A 20043-nucleotide genomic window follows, 5' to 3' on the forward strand; every position below is an offset into this window, starting at 1 on the left:
CTCTCCTCACTTTGCCGTTGTGCCGCGGGTGACGAAGGCGCCGACCGCCGCGACCAGCCGGTCGAGGCAGAAGCCGGTGACGCCGATATAGGCGAGCGCGACGATGATGTCGGGCAGCCGCGACGAGTTCCACGCATCCCAGATGAAGAAGCCGATGCCGACGCCGCCAGTCAGCATTTCAGCGGCGACGATGGCGAGCCAGGACAGGCCGATGCCGATCCTCAAGCCGGTGAAGATGTAAGGCGCGGCGGCCGGCACCATGATCTTGACGAAGAATTCGAACTGGTTGAGCCGCAGGATGCGCGAGACGTTGCGGTAGTCCTCGGGAATGTTGCGCACGCCGACCGCGGTGTTGATGATGATTGGCCAGATCGAGGTGATGAAGATGACGAAGATCGCCGACGGGCTGGAATCACGGAACGCCGCCAGCGACAGCGGCAGCCAGGCCAGCGGCGGCACCGTGCGCAGGATCTGGAACACCGGGTCGAGGCCGCGCATCGCCCAGATCGACTGGCCGACCAGCGCACCGAGCGCGACGCCGACGACCGCCGCCAGGCCGAAGCCGACGGCGACGCGCTGCAGCGAGATCAGCACGCGCCAGGCCAGACCTATATCCTGCGGGCCATTGTCGAAGAACGGATGCGCTATCAGGTCGTAAGCCTCGTTCCACACCTGGGTCGGCGGCGGCAGGCTCGATGTCGGCGACGAACAGGCGATCTGCCAGACGACCAGCATCAGCGCGATGACGATGATGGGCGGCACCAGCGCGCTCGCCAGTTTGCCGGCGATGGCGAGCGGCTCGAAGCGGCGCCGTGCCTTGGCAGTGAAGGCGATGACCTCCGCCGGCTTGGCGGGAAAGGCCTTCACCTTGGTGTCCTCGATAGTCTGGATCGACATGTCTGGGGAAAACTCCTTGGGGGCAGGTAGTGATCGCAAGCGGCGCATGCGCGCCGCTTGCGATCAGGCTACGCCGATGCCTTGATCTTCAGGCTGTCGAGATAGGCGGACGGGTTGGCCGGATCGAAAATCTTGCCGTCGAAAAAGGTCTCGACGCCGCGCGACGACGACGCCGGAACGTCGGCTGCCGCGACGCCGAGATCCTTGGCCGCCTCGCGCCACAGATCCTCGCGGTTGACCTGGTCGACCAGCGCGTTGATGTCGGTGGTCGGCGCGAACTTGCCCCAGCGGATGTTCTCGGCAAGGAACCACGCATCATGGCTCTTGAACGGATAAGAGACGCCGCCCTTCCAGAACTTCATGGAGAGATCGGTGCCGTTGGCGACGCGGCCATTGCCATAGTTGATGTCGCCCTTGAGGCGGCCGATGATGTCGGCGACGGGCACGTTCATCCATTGCCGCTTGCCGATGATAGCGGCCATCTCGTCCTTGTTCTCGGTGGCCTCGCACCATTGCTGGGCTTCCATGACGGCCATCAGGATCGCCTTGGTGGCGTTCGGATATTTCTCGATGAATTCGGCGCGCAGGCCGAGCGCCTTTTCGGGATGGCCCTTCCACAATTCGCCTGTCGTGGCGGCGGTGAAGCCCACGCCCTGGTGGACGAGTTGCTCGTTCCACGGCTCGCCGACGCAGAACACGTCCATATTGCCGACCTTCATGTTGGCCACCATCTGCGGCGGCGGCACGACGATGGTCGAGACGTCCTTGTCGGGATCGATGCCGCCGGCGGCCAGCCAATAGCGCAGCCACAGATCATGCGTACCGCCCGGGAAGGTCATGGCGGCCTTGATTTCCTTGCCGGTCGCCTTCTTGGCAGCGAAGGCGTCTTTCAGCTTCGAGGCGTCGAGGCCGACACCGGTGCCGGCATATTCCTGGGCGACCGAAATGCCCTGGCAGTCGTAGTTGAGCCGAGCCACGATCGCCATCGGCATCGGCTGGTTGTTCTGCGTCACCTTGCCGGTGTGCATGAGGTAAGGCAGCGGTGTCAGGATATGAGCGCCGTCGATGCCGTTGGCCGCGCCGCCGAGCATCAGATTGTCGCGTGTCGCACCCCAGGAGGCCTGCTTGAGCACCTCGACATCGGGCATGCCGAACTTGGCGAACAGCCCCTTCTCCTTGGCGATCATCAGCGGGGCCGCATCGGTGAGGGCAATGAAGCCGAGCTTGGCGCCGGTGACCTCCGGAGTGGCGGTCGCGGCATAGGCGCCGGAAGGGAAGAGCTTGCGGGCCGCCACGAACAGGCCGGCCGTCATCGCGCTGCTGACCAGAAAATCGCGGCGCGTCATGTCCTTGAGGGTCGTTCCAGTCCTGATCCGTTTCGTCATCGTCGTCTCCGGTTGGGCGCGGCTTGGGATCCGCGTCGTCGATTGCGTGTTGATCAAAACAAAAAAGCCGCCAGCCAGGTCTTCGCGTCCGGGTGACCGGGAGCGCGCTTTAACCTGAGCGGCAGCTTTGCCTGTGGCGCCCGCCATTGGACGCCTGTTCCGTGACCCGCGAAGGGCCTGTCTATTTCAAAGCAGGAACCGTGCCAGTTTTGAGAGAGGTGAAAAAGGCCAATGAAATCAGCAGCCCGCGCTGATCGCCGGCGCATCGAACCCTATGGCCGGAAGGCCAAAGATTGTTCATTAGGGCAATCGCGCGCACAATTTTTGTGCAATGCACAAGGATGGCGCGGAAATGATCAGGCCTGAATCTCGGCAGATTTCTGGCCGGTAATGTACGCATCGATCTCGTCAGGATCGAAGATCTGACCGTCGAAGAAACCGTCCGGACCGAGCACAAGGCCGGCGCCTGTCGCGCCGACCGCGGTGGCAATTTGGAGCGCACCCTCGACTTTCGAATTGGCGCCGGGAAGCGCGACGCCGAGCGGCTTCAGCGCCGAACGGTAGAGGTCGGGACGGTAGCAGTCGCGGGCGATGGCAAGGCTTTCAGGCGTGTGCGCCACGTGCCCCCAGCGCACCATCTGCGTGTAGAACCACAGCGCATGGCTCTTCCACGGAAAGTTCGCCGCCTTATCGAAGGGGAGGAAGAAGTCGTCGATGGTCCGCTCCGCACCGCCGCCCAGTTGGAGATGGCCGGTCAGGATCGGCATCTGCACGGTCGGCGGCAGGCCGAGGAAGCCGGCCTGCGCCATCACCCCGGCCAGTTCGCCATGGTTGGCCGGATCCTGGCACCAGCGCGCCGAGTGATGCAGCGCGCGCAGCAGCGCCGCCAAGGCCTCGGGGTTTTCGTCTGCCCAAGCCTTGCGCACGCCGATCACCTTCTCCGGGCTGTTGCGCCATATCCGCGCCTTGACGGTGACGATGTGGCCGGTGCCGGCGGCCACCGCAGCGCTGTTCCAGGGTTCGCCGACGCAGTAGCCGTCGATACGGCCGGCGGCCAGCGCATCGGCCATGAAGGGCGGCGGTACGATGACGATCTCAATCTCTTGGCTCGGATCGATGCCGCAGGCGGCGAGCCAATAGCGCAATTCGTAATTGTGCCCGGAATGCGGATGCACCACGGCAAAGCGCAGCGGATCGCCACCGGCCGCAGCGCGCTCGCGAATGAGCGCGCCAAGTGCGGCACCGGCGCGCGCCGGGTCTAGGTCGGCCTCGGCGCCGTGTGCCGCCATACCGGCCCAAACGGCATTGGAGATGGTGACGCAATTGCCGCCGAGGCCGAGCGAGAACGGCACGATGGTTTCCGAGGCCAGCGGCGTCAGCCCGAGATTGCAGGCGAGCGGCATCGGTCCCAGCATATGCGCGAGATGGAAGTGGCCGATGGCGATGCGGTCGCGGATGTTGGCCCAGGATGTCTCGCGGTGCAGCTTCAGATCGATGCCTTCTTGCGCGGCGAAGCCAAGCTCGCCGGCCGCGACCAGCACGGCGCTGTCGAAAAGCGGCATGAAGCCGGCGGTGATCTGGTGCTCGGCAGTCATGCTCATTCGTCCTCCGCCGGTCCCAGCAGCCCCGCGGCAGTCACCAGGCTTTGGGCGATGTCGCCGATCTTGCGGTTCTGGTTCATCGCCGTCTTGCGCAGCAGCGTGTAGGCCGCCTCTTCGGAGAGGCCGCGCGATTTCATCAGGATGCCCTTGGCACGGTCGATCACCTTGCGGCTCTCGAGCTCGCCGCGAACCTCTTCCAGTTCGCGTGCCATGCGCGAAAAGGCGTTGAAGCGGCTGACCGCCATGTCGAGGATCGGCTTGACGCGCTCTTGCCGCAGACCGTCGACGACATAGGCCGAAACGCCGGCATCGACCGCCGCCTCGATCGAGGCCTGGTCGGAGCGGTCGACGAACATCGCGATCGGCCGTTTTACGGCACGCGACAGCTGGAACATGTTTTCCAGCATGTCGCGATTCGGGTTTTCGAGATCGATGACGATGACATCGGGTTCGATCTCGGCGATCCGCCGCGCAATGCCGGTCACATCATGGATGACGGTGACCCGCTCATGGCCGGCCTCGCGCAAACCCGCCTCGATGATCGCGGCGCGGATGCGGTTTTCATCGATCACCAGGACGGCGAGTGCGGTTCGAACCATGCCTGCATTGTGACCAAGCGAAGCAATTGTGCAATGCGGTATCGAGAGAGAGCGGTGCTCGCTACGCCTTGGCAGGCCTATAGAGGCGGACGCTGGAAATGGATAACTGTGATTTTGGCGGCAGTAGGACCGACTGCGGCTAACGCATTCACTACGTCAATCGGTTTGAGACGACCGGAACAGCAACTGGAACCAAGGCAGAGATCAAGCAGCCTATGGCGCTGATCGCGTTGAGATTACAACGGCGGCAACGGCACCAGATCTGAGGACGAAAAATGATCGACAAGAAATCTGAGACTGAAGCTGAAAAAGAGATCTGTGAAGTCGTGGGCCGAATCGTACTCATGGCTTCACTCTTAGACAATCAGTTAAATGCCGTCTTGGTGGCAGCTCTATCTCTTGGCGGGAAGGCGCTGACACTCGCGGTTGTCGCTGCCCTGGACCCGGCCCGAAAAGTTGAAATCCTGAAGGCATTTGTCACGCAGATATCCAACGACGAATGGAAGAAGCCAGTCCTGCGTTACGCAGACGGCGTTGAAAAAGTAAACCGGGCTCGGAACCTCGCCGCCCACAGTATGGTTATCGACAGCGGTGGAGAACATGTTCTAGCGACCAATAGCGTTGCGAAATTATTGAAGGCTACTGATCGTAAAAGCCGAGCGATCAAACGTGTGCCGCTCAACACGCTGAGCAATGCTTCAGATCTCGCGCTGAAAGTCTATAAAGAGGGTGAGAGCGTTATCGCCAATTTTGGTCGAGTTGAGTTGGAGAGAAATCGACGGGGAGCAGCGGCGCAACGCTAGATCATTCGGAATCCAATTGTCTGCGGCTTCGTTGGATGCCAATCAGCCGATCATGAAAAGAGTCGCACTACCGATATCCTAGATCGGCCGAGGCTTATGTGCGTCGCGCCGACCGCTAAATAATCATGCCGGGAAATGAGCTTCTTTGATGAGTTGGAATATTCTCGCTGCGCTTCCGAACATCGTCGTCACAGACCCGATTGAGGGAGAACAATTCTCCATGATCGGCAGCGATGACGCGCGCCTGTCCGATAATTTTGGCCTGCAGCCAAATCTAAAAGCATTCTTCCGAAGGTTTACAAACAGCCACGGAGTGAGGATTACGCCCGCAGCGCTCGTTGCGAGATCTGATACGCCCGCCGAGTTTCTCAACAGCGAAGCTGTCTCGGGTTTTCGAGATGCCGTTGCCGCGTCCATCATCCCATTTGCACGCGCTGCGGCCATAACTCATCGCAATTATTCCCGACCGATGTACTCTGACTCTTTCGATCTTTATCCTTGGATGGTCGATCGGAATGGCGAGCACCTCATCGCGAACACTCCGGCCGTAAGCGCACTTCATCAGATCAAAGGATTTAGGGGGCTTTCCTCGCCAGGACTTTCGGTCGTCCAGATTCGCGATTGGGACATTGATGAAGCGTTACTAAAAGTTTTGCTAGACTGGTGGAGGAAGAGATTTTCCGGCGGAACGCCACACTGGGAACAACTTGCGCTATTTCGCTCTCTGAACGCTGCTAATGCCGCAATGCAAATGCCGCAAAGCGCGGGCGCCACGATATATGACTGGGGCCGATCCCTGTCGCTTTGGATAAGCGCATTTGAGATACTCGTGCACCCTGGCCCTGGCGGTGAAGCCAACCGCGCGAAAGTATTTGCATTGATTGAACGCGGTGAATGGGAGCGTGAAGCAGTTCGCGAAAAAGTCCATGATGTGCGGTTGAGCAAAAAGAGCGTCGTAAGAAAAGCATTTCCCAGCTATCTGTATGCTCTCGCTTACCAAGCGAGAAACAATTTTCTCCATGGCGAGCCAGTTGGACGGGAGCACTTGGTTTTACCTTCCGGTCAGCCCGTTGGGTTTTTGGTCTCGGCGCTTTATCGAAACGCAATTGCGACATTTGTAGATCTGACAGCTACCGTAAGCATCGACGGAAAGGCGTCTGTTGGAGCAATCGCACAGGCAATATCTGAAATGTCCGACCGTCGAAGAGTTCCGCGCACTGTAGAGGATGCCTTCATTAAGGCCATGGCTCCTAAGCCGGAAACCGAAGACGACGATGAGTAGCGACAACAGCCATTCCCGCAGCTATGCACTTTAAAAGAACCTGCTGGTCGAGCACTGCCGCGGCGCTGAAATCCGCCCTTCACGCGATGACCCTGTCGCCTGCAGCGAACCGCAGGCGCCCTATTCCGCGGCCAACGCCGTGACCTCGCGGCGGAAGGGCAGTGCGTCGCCGATATCGGCTTCATCCAGCTCGCGCGCGAAGCGGTGGCCGGCATAGGTTGCCCAGGCGATCGGACCCGGCGCCTCGGCATCGCCGATGATTTTGATCGAGCGGATTCCGCTGTCGGCCCATTCGTCCCGCCGCGCCTTCAGGCCTTGCCAGACGCCATCGTCCTGCTGGCGCGATGTCACCAGCACCACCGCGTCGGCAATGATGTCGCTCCGGGCGCCTGTATAGGCGCAGACTGTGATAACACCGCCCGGCACGATGCGCGTCACAGTCCGGTTCAGCACGATCTCGACGCCGCGTTCGGCCAGCCGGCGATGGATGGCGCCCTGCTCCAGCGTGTTGCGGGTCCAGTCGGATACATAGGCCGACGGCGTCACCAGCGTCACCTTCGCGCCCTGGCGCGCCATCAGCTCGGCCAGAACGCCACCCATGTAGTAGTGGTCGTCGTCGAACAGCACGACACTGCCGGTCGGCACAGTGCCGGCCATCAGATCGTCCGGCGTGTAGACCGGCATGGCCGGGTCGATCGGCATCGACACGACATGCGCGCGCGCCACGCCGTCTCGGCGCCATGTCGAGCCGGTGGCAAGCGCAATGTTCTGAAAGCCGAAGTCCAGTATCTCCTGCGCCGACAATCGGCTTTCGAAATAGACGTCGACATTGGACATCTGGCTGATCTGGTACTGGCGGTAGTCGCGCACGCGTCCCCATGCCGAGAGACCAGGCAAGCGGCACTCGCGCGCCACGCGGCCGCCGAGTTCGGTGCCGGCTTCGGCGATGGCCACCTGATAGCCGCGCAGGCCGAGCGCACGCGCCGCCTCCAGCCCGGCCGGGCCGGCGCCGACGATCAGCACGCTGTCGCTATCGCCCTTGGCCTGCATGCGTTCGGGATGCCAGCCCTTGCGCCATTCCTCCATGAAGGTTGGGTTCTGCGTGCAGCGCGAGATCGACATGGTCATGTCGCCGGTGATGCAGATGTTGCAGCCGATGCATTCGCGAATGTCCTCGATGCGCCCCTCCTCCACCTTCTTCGGCAGGAAGGGATCGGCAATCGATGGGCGCGCGCAGCCGATGAAATCCAGCGTGCCGGACTTGATCATCTTCACCATCACATCCGGCGAGGTGAAGCGACCGACGCCGACGACCGGCTTCGAGGTCAGTTTCTTGATGCCGGACACCAGGCTCTCCTGCGCGCCCTCCTCCTTGAACCGCGACGGCCCGGAGCAGTCCTCCCAAGCGCCATGCGCCAGGTCCCAGAGGTCGGGCAGATCGGCATGCATCTCGATCATGTCGCGCACTTCGGAATTGGCAAAGCCGAGCTCACCGATCATCTCGTCCAGCGACAGCCGCAGCGTCAGGCCGCACGTGTCGCCGATAGCGTCCCTGCCCTCTTCGATCAGCTCACGCATCAGCCGCGAGCGGTTCTCCAGCGAGCCGCCATATTCGTCGCTGCGCTGGTTGGTGGCCGTGGACAGGAAGTGCTGGATGATGCCGAAGCCATGCGCGCCGTAGAGGCACACCAAATCGAAGCCCGCGAGCCTCGCCCGTTTGAAGGCATTGCGATGCCAGCGGCGCAGGTCGCGAATATCCTGCTTGTCCATGGCGCGCGCCTGCACCGGATCGTTGGTGAAGGTGCGGATCGGCAGGGCCGACGGCCCGCGCGGCACTTCCTTGGTGTAGAGGTTCGGCCCGTTGATGCCTGAGTAGGCCAGCTGGATGCCGGCCAGCGCGCCATGCTGGTGCATTGCCTTGGCCATCTTCGCCAGCGCCGGAATATCGGCATCGTCCCACAGCCTGAGCTCGATGAAGGGCGTGATCTCCGATGTGTGGTGCATCTCGGTTTGCTCGGTGAAGATGACGCCCCAGCCGCCTTCCGACTTGATGCGGCGCATCTCGGCCGCGGCCGAAGGGTCGCGATAGCCGCCGCCATTGCAATGCGGCACCTGATAGAAGCGGTTCTTGGCGGTCACCGGACCGATCTTCACGGGCTCGAACAAAATATCATAGCGCGGATCGCGCATGGAACGTGCCTTCCTGCCAGCGTCGCCCTGCAGCACGCCCGATCATGGTTTCGAGGCGTGACGCAAGCCGGCCAGCCCAGTGGGTTGATGCCGTGAGACCATTCATAAGTTGCGGCAAGCGCCGGAAAACAACAGATTTCTTCTGTGCCGGTTAGGCCGCGCCTAATCGCACACATCCGGATTAGCATCCGCTGAATCCCGACTGAGCCAAATGCGACTTCAAGGCCCCGGCCACGCGATGCTAGAAGTACCGACGGCCAATGAGACACAAGACGCATGGACAGCATCCAGACCCTTGAAAAGCTGCTCGCATTCCCGACGGTGAGCCGCGACTCGAACCTCGCCCTCGTCGGCTACGTGGCGGACCTGCTGGACGCGCACGGCATTGCCAGCCGGGTCATCCACAGCGAGGACGGCCACAAGGCCAACCTCTTTGCCACCATCGGACCGACTGATGCTTCCGGCATCATGCTGTCCGGTCACACCGACGTCGTTCCCGTCGACGGCCAGGCCTGGACGCTGCCGCCCTTCGAGATGACGAACCGTGACGGCAAGCTTTACGGACGCGGCGCGGCCGACATGAAGGGTTTTGTGGCCTGCGCGCTCGCCGCGTGCCTCAAGGCCGCGAAAATGACGCTGAAGACGCCTCTGCACCTGGCACTCTCCTACGACGAGGAGATCGGCTGCATCGGTGTGCGCAGCCTAATCGACATGCTGCAAGCGGCCCCGCATCGGCCGCTGCTATGCATTGTCGGCGAGCCGACCGATATGCAGGTGGCGACGGGGCACAAGGGCAAGCTTGCCGCACGCGCGCTTTGCAAGGGGCGCGAAGGCCATTCGGCGCTGGCCCCGCTGGCGCTCAACGCCATCCATCTCGGCTGCGACTTCGTCGCCGCCTTGCGCCGCGAACAGGACCGGCTGGTGCGCGATGGCGCCCGCGACGGCGACTACGACATATCATACACGACCGTCCATGTCGGCAAGATCAACGCCGGCGTGGCGCTGAACATCGTGCCGAACCTTTGCCAGGTCGACTTCGAGATCCGCAATGTCGCGGCCGACGACCCGCACGAGATTCTCGACCGCCTGCGCAAGGAGGCTGCTCATATTGCTTCCGAAGCCTCGACTATCGCGCCCGAGGCAGCAATCGACATCGACATCACCAACACCTATCCCGGCCTGGACACGCCAGCCAGTTCGCAAGCCGTCGCCTTCGTCAAATCGCTGACCGGCGCCAACAACACCATCAAGATGGCCTTCGGCACGGAAGGCGGCCTGTTCAGCCGCGATCTCGGCACGCCGACGGTCGTGTGCGGACCGGGGTCGATGGCGCAAGGGCACAAGCCGGACGAATTCGTCAGCGTCGAGCAGATGCGCCGCTGCGACAACATGCTGGAAAAATTGCTGAAGCGGCTTGCCGACCAGCAACTGGCGTAAGCGGGCGCTACTTCTGCGGAAGCGCTGCCTGGCCGACGGCCCGCTCGGCGCCGAACACACCTTGCTCGACGACAAAATGCCGGCAGTGGTCGATGAACGCCTGGGCGGATTGCGTACGATGTTCGGAATTGGGCAAGGCGACGCCCATGGTCAGCGGCCGCAGGTCACCGTCCAACGGCACGAAGACGAGCGGCTTGCCGTCCGGCGCCAGCGTGTTGAGCGGCCGCATGTTGGCGATGCCGTAGCCGAAGCCGTTGGCCACCATGGAGCGCATGACCGCAATGTCGCCGGTGCGCTCGGCAATATTGGGCCGGATCCCTCGCTGGTGGAATGCCGACAGGAAATATTCGCGGCTGTACGGCAGGTCGAGCAGCACCATCGGCTCGTCGGCCAGTTCCTCCGTCGTGATCGACGCCTTGGTCGCGAAACGATGGCCCGCCGGCAGCATGACATAGGCCGGCACCAACATCAGCGGCTCGAAGGTCATATCCTGCGACAGTTCGAGATCGTAGGTCAGGGCAAGGTCGATTTCACCGCGCTGCAGCATCTCAAGCAATTGCCCCTGATTGCGCTCGAACTGGCGCACGCGCACATCGGGATAAGCGCGCTCGAACCGCATGCGCAGCGCCGGCAGCACGATCTGCGCAAAGGTCAGCAGGCATCCCACCGCCAGCGGGCCGCGCACCTTCTCGGCAAAATCGCCGGCGACGTCATGCAAGGCATCGGCATCGTTGAGCAGCCGGGCGGCTTCCTTGAGGAAGATGCGGCCACCGGCGGTGAGCGAGAGGCCGTGCGAATGCTTGCGGACAAAAAGCTGGACACCGAACTCGGTTTCCAACTGCGCGATCGAGGCCGAAATCGATGGCGGCGACACATTGACCTGCTCGGCCGCCTTGGCGATGGAGCCGGCTTCGCCCACGGCAACGAAATATTCCAGCTGTCTGAGCGTGAAGCGTAGCGGCATGGCTGGCTATGTTGCCGGTTTGAGGGCTTCGATCAAGCCTAATGCATGTCGCGCAAAAGTGGCCCCGGTTTTGCGCAAACGACATGCATGGAGCAAAGGCCTAAAGCGCATCGCTTGAATCCGTTCGATCGCGATGCGCTCTAGGCGCCCATCAATATTTGATCCATGTCGTTTTGAACGCGGTGTACTTGTCGAGCGCATGCAGCGACAGGTCGCGGCCGAAGCCGGATTGCTTGAAACCACCGAACGGCGTCATCGGGCTCAGAGCGTCGACCTTGTTGACGGAAACCGTGCCGGCCTGCAGCCGCCCGGCGATGCGGTGCGCGCGCGACAGGCTGTCGGTCCACAGCGATGCGGCGAGCCCGTAGGGGCTGTCATTAGCGATGCGGATCGCGTCGGCCTCGTCGTCGAAGGCAATGACCGAAAGCACCGGCCCGAAGATCTCGTCGCGGGCAATCGGATCGGCAGGCGCGACATCATCGAAAATGGTGGGCTGGACAAAGCTGCCGCGCCCATTGACCGTGACCAGGTCGCCGCCCGCGACCAGGCGCGCGGTCTTTTTACCGGCCTCGACGAAGCGCATGACGTTGGCGGCGTGGCGACTATCGACCATCGCGCCCATTTTCGAAGTCGGATCGAGCGGATCGCCGGGCTGCGTGGCCGCCGCACGCTGCACCAGTTTCTCCACCAGGGCATCCTTGATGCCGCGCTGGACGAGCAGGCGTGAATTGGCGGAACAGACCTCGCCCTGGTTGAAGAAGATGCCGAAGGCCGCCATATCGGCCACCACATCGAGATCCCCGCAGTCGGCAAAGACGAGGTTGGGGCTCTTGCCGCCGGTCTCCAGCCAGACCTGCTTCATGTTCGACTGCCCGGAATATTGCAGGAACATCTTGCCCACCGCGGTCGAACCGGTGAAGGCGAGGCAATCCACATCCATATGGCGGCCAAGCGCCTGGCCGGCGGTTTCGCCAAGGCCGGGCACGACATTGAGCACGCCGGCAGGCAGGCCCGCCTCCATCGCCAGCTCCGCCAGGAGCAGGGCCGACAGAGGCGACTGTTCGGCGGGTTTCAGCACCACCGAATTGCCCGCCGCCAGCGCCGGTGCGCATTTCCAGGTTGCCATGTCGAGCGGGAAGTTCCACGGCACCACCGCGCCGACCACGCCAAGCGGCTCGCGCCGCACCAGCACCAGATCGCCTTCGCCGGTCGGCGCCACCTCGCCATAGATCTTGTCGATGGCCTCGCCATACCATTGGAAGATCGCCGCCGAACCGGGGACGTCGACCGAGGCCGCATCCCTGACCAGTTTGCCCATGTCCAGCGATTCAAGCAGGGCCAGTTCATGCAGGTTGTCGCGCAGCAGCTGCGCCAGCCGCAGCAACACCTCCTTGCGGTGCGCCGGGCTGGTGCGCGACCAGACGCCGGCGTTGAAGCTGCGCCTAGCGGCGGCAACCGCCAGATCGATGTCTTCCTCGCCGCAGGACGCCACTTCGGCCAGCACCTCGCCGGTTGCCGGATTGACGCTGGCAAAGGTCCGGCCCGAACGCGCAGCGACCGTCTTGCCGTCGATGAACGCCTTGTCACGAAAACGGATCGCGGACGCCTTGCCGATCCAGTCCTTGTGGCTGAGTTCACTCATCGCAGGTGACCCCTGTCTTGACTATTCGTCGCCCGGCACGCCGTAGCTCGGCGCATCGGATGGGTTGATCGCGCGGGTCACATAGGCATCGAGCTGTGGCTTGTAGAGTTGCCACAGCGCCGCCAGTTGCTCGATAGGACAATCGTCGGTCCAGTCGCAGCGCAGGTCGGCGACCGGCCACGCCACCTCACGCACCAGCTTCATGCCGGCGGAATGGACAGGGCCAGCCTCGCCGCCGGCTGTCAGCGCCGCGCGCATAGTCGCGATGAGGCGGTCGCCGAGATGCCCCTCCGACGCCAGGAAGGCCTCGACCATCGCTTGCGGCACGCCATCATGGGCCAGCATGTTGCCGCCGCAGGCGACATTGTCAGCTCGCGCCTCCGCCCAGATGCCAAGAGCTTTGGGACCCGAATGGATCGCGGTCGCTCCAGCGGCGTCGACAGCCAGCACCTGCCGGTATTCGGGATAGGCACCGGTGCGCTTCAATATGGCAATCGCCTCCGCCGCGGACGCGCCGCGCGCCAGCAATTCGAGACCGCGCAGTCCAAGCGTAGGATCGGTGACGTTCTGGCTGGCAATGGCCCCGGCGCCCGCCTGCGCATAGGCGCAGCGCGCCGCAACAGCAGGCGACGAGGAGGACACCGCGACCCCGAACATGCCGGTGCGGCCGCACCGCGCGACAATGGAAAAGGTCATCGCAATCAGTCCGGAATGACGGCGGTGCCGTCGATCTCGACCAGCCAGTCCGGCCGCGCCAGGGCCTGCACGACAAGGCCGGTCGAGACGGGATGCACGCCTCTGATATACGCGCCCATGGTACGGTAGACCGCCTCACGATGGCGCACATCGGTGATGTAGACCACCACCTTGACCAGGTGTTCCATGGTGCCGCCGCACTCCTCGATCAGCTGGCGGATGTTCTGCATGACCTTGTGCGTCTGCTCGACCGGATCATGGCTGTCGATGTTCTTGGCCGTGTCGAGGTCCTGCGGACACTGGCCGCGCAGATAGACGGTCCTGCCGCCCCGCGTAACGACCGCCTGGCACAGATCATTGTCGAGCTTCTGCTCGGGATAAGTGTCCTTGGTGTTGAACTTTCGAATTCTTGTATGCGCCATCTTGGTCTCCGTCGGATCAGGCTCGAGGTCGGGGCATCCCGTTTGAGGTGCCGTGTCTATGCCACCTTGGTCTCGCGCTTCGCGGACGCATGGTAGGCCAGGTATTTGCGCTGCGTGGAAATATGGTCGGCCACATGCTGCGCGTCGTGCCAGACGCCCCAGATGAAGCTCGACCCCCTGCGCGATTGCCAAGGCAGTCCAAGGAAATAGATGCCGGGCTCGGTCGACACACCGCGCTGGTGCTTCGGCTTGCCCCTTTCGTCGAACACATCGACCTTCAGCCAGTTGTAGTCGACGGTGAATCCCGTCGCCCAGATGATCGAACCTATCCCGGCTTCCGACAGGTTCAGCTCGAGAATGGGATCGGTCATGCATCGCGGGTCCGGGCCGATCTTGCGGGCCTCGGGCTCTGGGGGAAGGTCGAGGCCGTTGCGGGCGACATAGGCATCTGCCTCGTCCAGAACCGACATGTAATTCGCATCGCCGCGCGCGATATTCTTGGCCAGATCGGGTGCGAAGGTCATCACACCGTGCCTGTAGGATTCGGTCCGGCCAACCAGCGTCATCCCTTGCGCGGCAAGGCGCCGGAAGTCGATCGTCTGGCCGCCACGCGCGCCGCTGACCGCGATGGTGACATGTTCGGTGCCGGGCGCCGGCGCCGGCGCGTCCCACTTGCCCAAAACCCCCAGCCACCAGCAGAAGTCACGTTCGCGATAGGCCCGCGGCGGCCGATCGTGCGGCCCGACCGAGAGATAAACCCGCCGTCCCGCACGCTGGAGTTCGTCGGCGATCTGCACCCCCGAAGACCCGGAGCCGACCACCAGCACCGCGCCTGCGGGCAGTTGGCCGGGATTGCGATAGGCGCTGGAATGTATCTGCATAGGTCCGGCGTCCCCGGGAACGACGGCCGGGATGACCGGATGCTGGAAAGCGCCGGTGGCGGCAACCACGCTCCTGGCTTCGATCACGCCATCCGAGGTTTCGATCCGGAAGCCGGGACGGCCGACAAGCCTTTCCACTTTCCTGACCTCCACGCCGCAGCGGATGGGGGCAGCGATCATGTCGGCGTAAGCGACAAAATAGTCGGCGACCTTCTCCTTGCCGATAAAGGCATCCGGACCGGCATTGGGAAATTCCATGCCGGGAAAACGGTCATGCCAGGCGGGACCATTGGCGACCAGCGAGTCCCATCTTTCGCTACGCCAGCGTTCGGCGATGCGGTCCCGCTCTAGGACGAGATGGGGCACGCCGCAGTTGCTCAGATGCTCGCTCATCGCCAGCCCCGCCTGGCCGCCGCCAACAACAAGCGTGTCTACTGTTTCGACTGGCATTCAGCGGCCCTTTCTGGCTCTCCCCGAGAGTTTCTGCGCATGCGGCGGAGGTCTGATCGTTGGTTTACTGGAGGGACCGGGCAGCGAAAATTACGATTTCATGTGGCAGTGGTTAGCTTGTTCCTAAATGCTGAATTGGCCGCGCGCAGACGGTTACGCCAGTATTGCCATAGCCGCCTTTTCGCCAATCATCATGGATGGCGCATTGGTGTTGCCACCGATCAATGTCGGCATGACGGAGGCATCAGCGACGCGCAGATTGTCGAAACCGCGCACCTTAAGACCGGCGGGATCAACCACCGCCATGGCGTCGTTGCCCATCCTGGCCGTGCCAACCGGATGATAGACGGTAAGAGCCTCGGCACGCAGATAGGCGAGAATCTCGTCATCGGTGTTCACGTCGGGCCCAGGCAGGATTTCCGGTCCGCGGATGCCGCCGAAAACCGGCGAAGCCAGGATCGAACGCGCGACCTTTATGCCCTCGACGAGGGTCAGGGCATCCTGTTCGTCACTGAAGAAGCGATGGTCTATGAGCATATTGCGGCGGGTGCCGTCGCGTTGAAGCGTGATTTCGCCGACGCTCCCGGGTCTCAACACACAGGTGTGCACGGCATAGCCGTGGCCATATTCGACGAGCCGACCGCGATGGCTGCGATAGCCCGGCACGAAGTGGAACTGAATGTCGGGTATGCTCCCGGCATACTTCGTCCTGGCAAAGCCGCCGGCTTCGACATAGTTGGTCGTCAGCATGCCTTTGCGCCGGGCGAAATACTGGAACGGCGCCGCCAGCATCGCCGGAAGATTGGCAAGTGAAAGGCCGAGCGTCTTGCGGCTGTTCGATCGCACCGTGATCATGCCATCGACATGGTCGCGCAAGTTCTTACCGACGCCTGGCAGGTTCGCGACCGGTTTAATCCCCGCTGCTTTCAGCTCCCCGGCCGGGCCGACGCCGGAAGCAAGCAGAATGCGCGGCGATCCGATCGCACCCGCGCTGAGGACGACCTCCGCTCGGCACCCCAACCGTTGGGTTGCGCCTTCCCTGATCACGTTGACGCCGGTGACGCGCTCACGCTCAATCGCCAGATCAAGAACCTCGCCGCCTGACAATATCCGTAGATTCGAGCGGCCGAGAATCGGCCGGACAAAGGCGCTGTAGGCCGAGAAGCGCTCGCCTCTGTTCTGGGTGACGTTGTAGATGCCGAGGCCGAGTTGGCCACCGGCATTGAAGTCGCGGTTCTCGGGCAGGCCTACGCCTCTGCCCGCCTCAACCCACAGGCTGGATACCACGTTGGGATCGCGCGGATTGTCGACCAGCAATTCGCCGTCGAATCCATGATAGGCGGGGCTCTGCAACAGGCAGTTCCGCTCCAATTTCTTGAAGACCGGCAGGACATCGGCATAGGACCACCCGGCGCAGCCAAGCGCTGCCCATTCATCGTAGTCCTGCGCGGCGCCACGAATATAGACCATCGAGTTGATCGAACTCGACCCGCCAAGAACCTTGCCGCGGTTGACCGGTATGCGGCGGTTGTTGAGCAGCGGCTGCGGCACGCCCTTGTAGCCGTAGTCGAAGTTCGGATTGCCGTAGAGCGAGAGAATGCCGGCCGGCACGCGCACCCTGGTGCGGTCGTCGCTGCCGCCCGCCTCGATCAGGCAGACACGAACTGCCGGGTCTGCGCTCAGCCTGTTTGCCAAGACACAGCCGGCCGAGCCCGCGCCAATGACGATATAGTCAAATTCCGCCGCCTCGATGCTCATGCCTTGCCCGTTTCGTCATCCACACCGAAGACTGCCGATGTCTGTTTCATGCATGTCGTCTGCCCAAAACCGAGGTCACTTTTGAGCGACATGCATTAGTGCTCGTCGTCTTCGTCGTTCTTCAGGAGCTCGAGGATCTCCCGCTTCATGGCGATGAAGTTCGGCTCCATGACCAGATCCATGCTGCGTGGACGCGGGAGGCCTACGCGGATTTCCTTCTTGATCTGACCGGGCCGGCCGGACATGACGAGCACCCTGTCCGCCAGCAGGATCGCTTCGTCGATGTCATGGGTAACGAATAGGACCGTCTTCTTGGAATGATCCCAGATCCTCAGCAAAAGCTTCTGCATGCTGTGACGGGTTTGGCTGTCGAGCGCTCCAAAAGGCTCATCCATCAGCAGCACGTCCGGATCATTGGCGAGCGCGCGCGCAATCGCAACGCGCTGCTTCATGCCGCCCGACAGCTGAGACGGGTAATGGTTGGCGAACTTTGCCAGACCGACCTCGTGGAGAAAATGCTCGACAATGACCCTGCGCTCGGCCGGCGCAATGCCCTTCCGCTTCGGGCCATATTCGACGTTCTGCGCCACCGTAAGCCAGGGAAACAGCGTATATGCCTGAAACACCATGCCGCGATCCGGGCCCGGCTCGGTAACAGGCTTGCCGCCGACTACGATCATGCCGCCGGTCCGCTCCTCAAGACCGGCGACGAGATAAAGCAGGCTCGACTTGCCGCAGCCGGATGGGCCGACGATCACACAGAATTCGTTGGGCACGACGTGAAAGGAAATGCCATCCAGCGCCAGCACCGCATTGTCACCCTTGCCGTAGCGCAGGACCACATTGTCGATGCCTATGTCGGAACTCTTTGGTTTCGTCGTAAGATTCAGGGCGTCCATGTGTGCGTGTTCCTCAATTGGCCCAGGGAGCGACGAGGCGGCGGATGCCCCGGAACAATTGGTCGGTGCAAAGACCAAGGATGCCGATCATGGCGATGGCCATGAAGATCACGTCGACCTGAAAGCCGCGCATGGCTTTGAGCGAGATGTAGCCAAGTCCGCTGCGGGCGGCGACGAGTTCGGCCACGACGAGATAGGTCCAGGCCCAGCCCATGGTGACGCGCAGCACATCCAGCACGCTCGGAAGCGTGGCCGGAAAGACGATGTGGAAGACCGTGTCGCCTCGTTTCGTGCCGAGCGTATAGGCTGCGTTGACAAGGTCGCGCTGGACGCTGCGAGCGCTGTCGGCGATCATGACGAGCTGCTGGAAGAAGACGCCGAAGACGATGACGGCAACGCGCTGCTCGATGCCGATGCCGATCCACAGGATGAAAAGCGGCACGAAGGACGTCACCGGCAGATAGCGTATGAAATTGACCAACGGTTCGAGAACGGCCTGGACGATGCGATAGGTGCCCATCGTCAATCCAAGCGGCACCGCAACGATGCTCGAAAGGACGAAGCCGATCAACACCACCTGGACGCTGGCGAAAACATGCTCCCACAACGACCCGTCAAGCGCCATGCTGATGGTGGTGGACAACACGGATTCGGGGCGAGGCAGGAACATTTCCTTGACCGCTCCGGAATAGGTCAGCGCGAACCAGCCGCCGATGACGGCGATCCAGACCATGAAGCCGAGCGTAATGGAGAGAGAGCGCGGCACAGCCCGAAACGGTGTGGCGATGACTTTCAGGACGGATCGACCGGCCTGACCTTCTTCAACTCTCGCGGTCACGCCATTGCTGACCAGAGAGCTCGTGTTCGGTGCTAGTGTCACGGGATACCCTTTTGGGCCGCTTGGACCGGAGGCGCGAGGTCCGCCTCCGGTTCAGCCAAATCACTTTGCAACGTCAAATTACTTCGCAGGCCAAGCTACTTTGCAAGGCCAAGCTACTTCCAAGGCCAAGCTACTTTCCAAGGCCAAGCTACTTCCCAAGGAAGGACGTATCGACGAGGTCGTCATACTTGACGTCCATTTTGAGCTTGCCGAAGCCGCCCCAGATATCGCCGCCCAGCTTGATCAGCTTGCCGGCTTCGCCAGTCTCGCCACCGGCGAAGAATTCGGCATTGCGCTGCTTACCGTAGAAGTTCACGCCAGCGGCCGAGGAAGCGAAGTCCTTCGGATCCTTCAGCCAGCCGCCGACGCCTTTGGCCATCACCTCATACGCCTTCTCAGGATTCTCCTTGATGAACTCGTTGGCCTTGTAGAGGCCCTTCACCAGCGCCTCGACATCTCCGGGGTTCTTCGTGATGTAGTCGCAGTTGAGCGCCACCACATCGACGATCAAGCCGGGTGTCTTGGAGGAGTCGATCAGCACCTGTCCCTTGTTTTCCTTTTTGGCCAGCGTCAGATGCGGTTCCCAGGTGACGGCAACGGGAATGCGGTCGGCCATGAAGGCGGCGGCGGCATCGTCTGCCGTCATGTTGGTGATCTTCACATCGGCCTGGGTGAGACCGGCCTGCTTGAGCAGGATATTGAACCAGAACTGCGACACTGAACCCTCGTTCAGCGCTACGTCCATGCCTTTGAGGTCGGCGATGCTCTTGACTCCGCTGGGCGCGAGCACGCCATCGCCGCCATGGCTGTCATCCAGCGCATAGACCGACTTGAAGCAAACATCCTTCGAACGATACTTCATGATCTCGTCGACGGTCGAGGCGCTGCCGTCGAGCTCGCCGGCGGCAACAGCCGCCATATACAGCGATGCTTCCTCGATGATCTCAAGCGAGACATCGAGCCCACCTTCCTTGAAGTAGCCCATGTCACGGGCAAGGAAGAGCGGTCCGTACCCCACCCAGGTCGTCATGCCCAGTTTCAAGCTGCCAGCTTCGGCGTGGAGGCTCACCGATATGGCGCTGAGCGCAATGCCGGCCACCAGCGCGGCCCGGCGAAACTTCGAGATTATTGTCGTCATCACGTTCCCCTGTTTTTCTGAAGTCGGGCGTTATCCCGGCCCGAACGAAACCCGCTCCGGAGGCATCGCCGAAGCCTGTCGCCTGACATTCTTTTCTTGTTTTCTTTCAGCCGATGGCG

At 62.3% G+C, this 20043-nt stretch carries 17 protein-coding genes; 3 read left to right on the forward strand and 14 right to left on the reverse strand.

Annotation, left to right across the window (positions count from 1 at the left end):
• Positions 1-6 precede the first annotated feature (6 nt).
• The 4 genes from ntrB to LB519_RS17045 all read right to left on the reverse strand — a co-directional run bounded on the left by ntrB (position 7) and on the right by LB519_RS17045 (position 4482).
• Positions 7-897, reverse strand: a complete 891-nt coding sequence (ntrB, locus tag LB519_RS17030) for a nitrate ABC transporter permease (RefSeq protein ID WP_013530458.1) — start codon at positions 895-897, stop codon at positions 7-9.
• Between the two features lie 68 nt (positions 898-965).
• Positions 966-2282: a CmpA/NrtA family ABC transporter substrate-binding protein gene (locus LB519_RS17035; RefSeq protein WP_013530457.1), complete on the reverse strand. Its 1317-nt coding sequence runs from the start codon at positions 2280-2282 to the stop codon at positions 966-968.
• 356 nt (positions 2283-2638) lie between these two features.
• A complete protein-coding gene (locus LB519_RS17040; protein ID WP_064992545.1) occupies positions 2639-3877 on the reverse strand; it encodes a CmpA/NrtA family ABC transporter substrate-binding protein in 1239 nt (412 codons plus the stop codon).
• Positions 3878-3879: 2 nt separating this feature from the next.
• Positions 3880-4482, reverse strand: coding sequence for an ANTAR domain-containing response regulator (locus LB519_RS17045; protein ID WP_013530455.1), 603 nt, complete (start codon positions 4480-4482; stop codon positions 3880-3882).
• A 275-nt stretch (positions 4483-4757) separates the two neighbouring features.
• Here LB519_RS17045 and LB519_RS17050 point away from each other — a divergent pair, with 275 nt between their 5' ends.
• Positions 4758-5285: a hypothetical protein gene (locus LB519_RS17050; protein WP_063168699.1), complete on the forward strand. Its 528-nt coding sequence runs from the start codon at positions 4758-4760 to the stop codon at positions 5283-5285.
• Between the two features lie 148 nt (positions 5286-5433).
• Positions 5434-6567, forward strand: coding sequence for a hypothetical protein (locus tag LB519_RS17055; RefSeq protein WP_224620660.1), 1134 nt, complete (start codon positions 5434-5436; stop codon positions 6565-6567).
• 120 nt (positions 6568-6687) lie between these two features.
• Here the strand turns inward: LB519_RS17055 and LB519_RS17060 are convergent, their stop codons facing one another.
• A complete protein-coding gene (locus LB519_RS17060) occupies positions 6688-8757 on the reverse strand; it encodes an NAD(P)-binding protein (RefSeq protein WP_127369731.1) in 2070 nt (689 codons plus the stop codon).
• A gap of 276 nt (positions 8758-9033) precedes the next feature.
• Between LB519_RS17060 and argE the strand changes: the two genes are divergently transcribed.
• Positions 9034-10194, forward strand: a complete 1161-nt coding sequence (argE, locus tag LB519_RS17065; RefSeq protein WP_224620661.1) for an acetylornithine deacetylase — start codon at positions 9034-9036, stop codon at positions 10192-10194.
• Between the two features lie 7 nt (positions 10195-10201).
• On the opposite strand, the gene LB519_RS17070 is transcribed toward argE, so the two are convergent.
• The 9 genes from LB519_RS17070 to LB519_RS17110 form a co-directional block, all read right to left on the reverse strand.
• The gene (locus LB519_RS17070) at positions 10202-11158 is read right to left on the reverse strand and encodes a LysR family transcriptional regulator (RefSeq protein ID WP_013530452.1); all 957 of its coding nucleotides are present in this window, start codon (positions 11156-11158) and stop codon (positions 10202-10204) included.
• 151 nt (positions 11159-11309) lie between these two features.
• Positions 11310-12800 carry an aldehyde dehydrogenase gene (locus tag LB519_RS17075; RefSeq protein WP_224620662.1) on the reverse strand — a complete coding sequence of 497 codons (1491 nt, stop codon included), beginning with the start codon at positions 12798-12800 and terminating at the stop codon, positions 11310-11312.
• 21 nt (positions 12801-12821) lie between these two features.
• The gene (locus LB519_RS17080; protein WP_013530450.1) at positions 12822-13496 is read right to left on the reverse strand and encodes a DUF1028 domain-containing protein; all 675 of its coding nucleotides are present in this window, start codon (positions 13494-13496) and stop codon (positions 12822-12824) included.
• 5 nt (positions 13497-13501) lie between these two features.
• Entirely contained in the window at positions 13502-13918 is a 417-nt protein-coding gene (locus LB519_RS17085; protein WP_063168704.1) for a RidA family protein, read from the reverse strand.
• 56 nt (positions 13919-13974) lie between these two features.
• A complete protein-coding gene (locus LB519_RS17090) occupies positions 13975-15249 on the reverse strand; it encodes a flavin-containing monooxygenase (protein WP_224620663.1) in 1275 nt (424 codons plus the stop codon).
• A 153-nt stretch (positions 15250-15402) separates the two neighbouring features.
• Positions 15403-17007, reverse strand: coding sequence for a GMC family oxidoreductase (locus LB519_RS17095; RefSeq protein ID WP_224620664.1), 1605 nt, complete (start codon positions 17005-17007; stop codon positions 15403-15405).
• 95 nt (positions 17008-17102) lie between these two features.
• Positions 17103-17906 (reverse strand): ABC transporter ATP-binding protein, encoded by an 804-nt coding sequence (locus LB519_RS17100; protein ID WP_013530446.1) that lies wholly within the window; start codon positions 17904-17906, stop codon positions 17103-17105.
• A gap of 13 nt (positions 17907-17919) precedes the next feature.
• Positions 17920-18786: an ABC transporter permease gene (locus LB519_RS17105; protein WP_024503974.1), complete on the reverse strand. Its 867-nt coding sequence runs from the start codon at positions 18784-18786 to the stop codon at positions 17920-17922.
• A 148-nt stretch (positions 18787-18934) separates the two neighbouring features.
• Positions 18935-19924, reverse strand: coding sequence for an ABC transporter substrate-binding protein (locus LB519_RS17110; RefSeq protein WP_013530444.1), 990 nt, complete (start codon positions 19922-19924; stop codon positions 18935-18937).
• Positions 19925-20043 lie beyond the last annotated feature (119 nt).

Origin of the sequence: Mesorhizobium sp. AD1-1 (assembly GCF_020164655.1) — a bacterium.
GTDB classification, from domain to species: Bacteria; Pseudomonadota; Alphaproteobacteria; order Rhizobiales; family Rhizobiaceae; genus Mesorhizobium; species Mesorhizobium ciceri.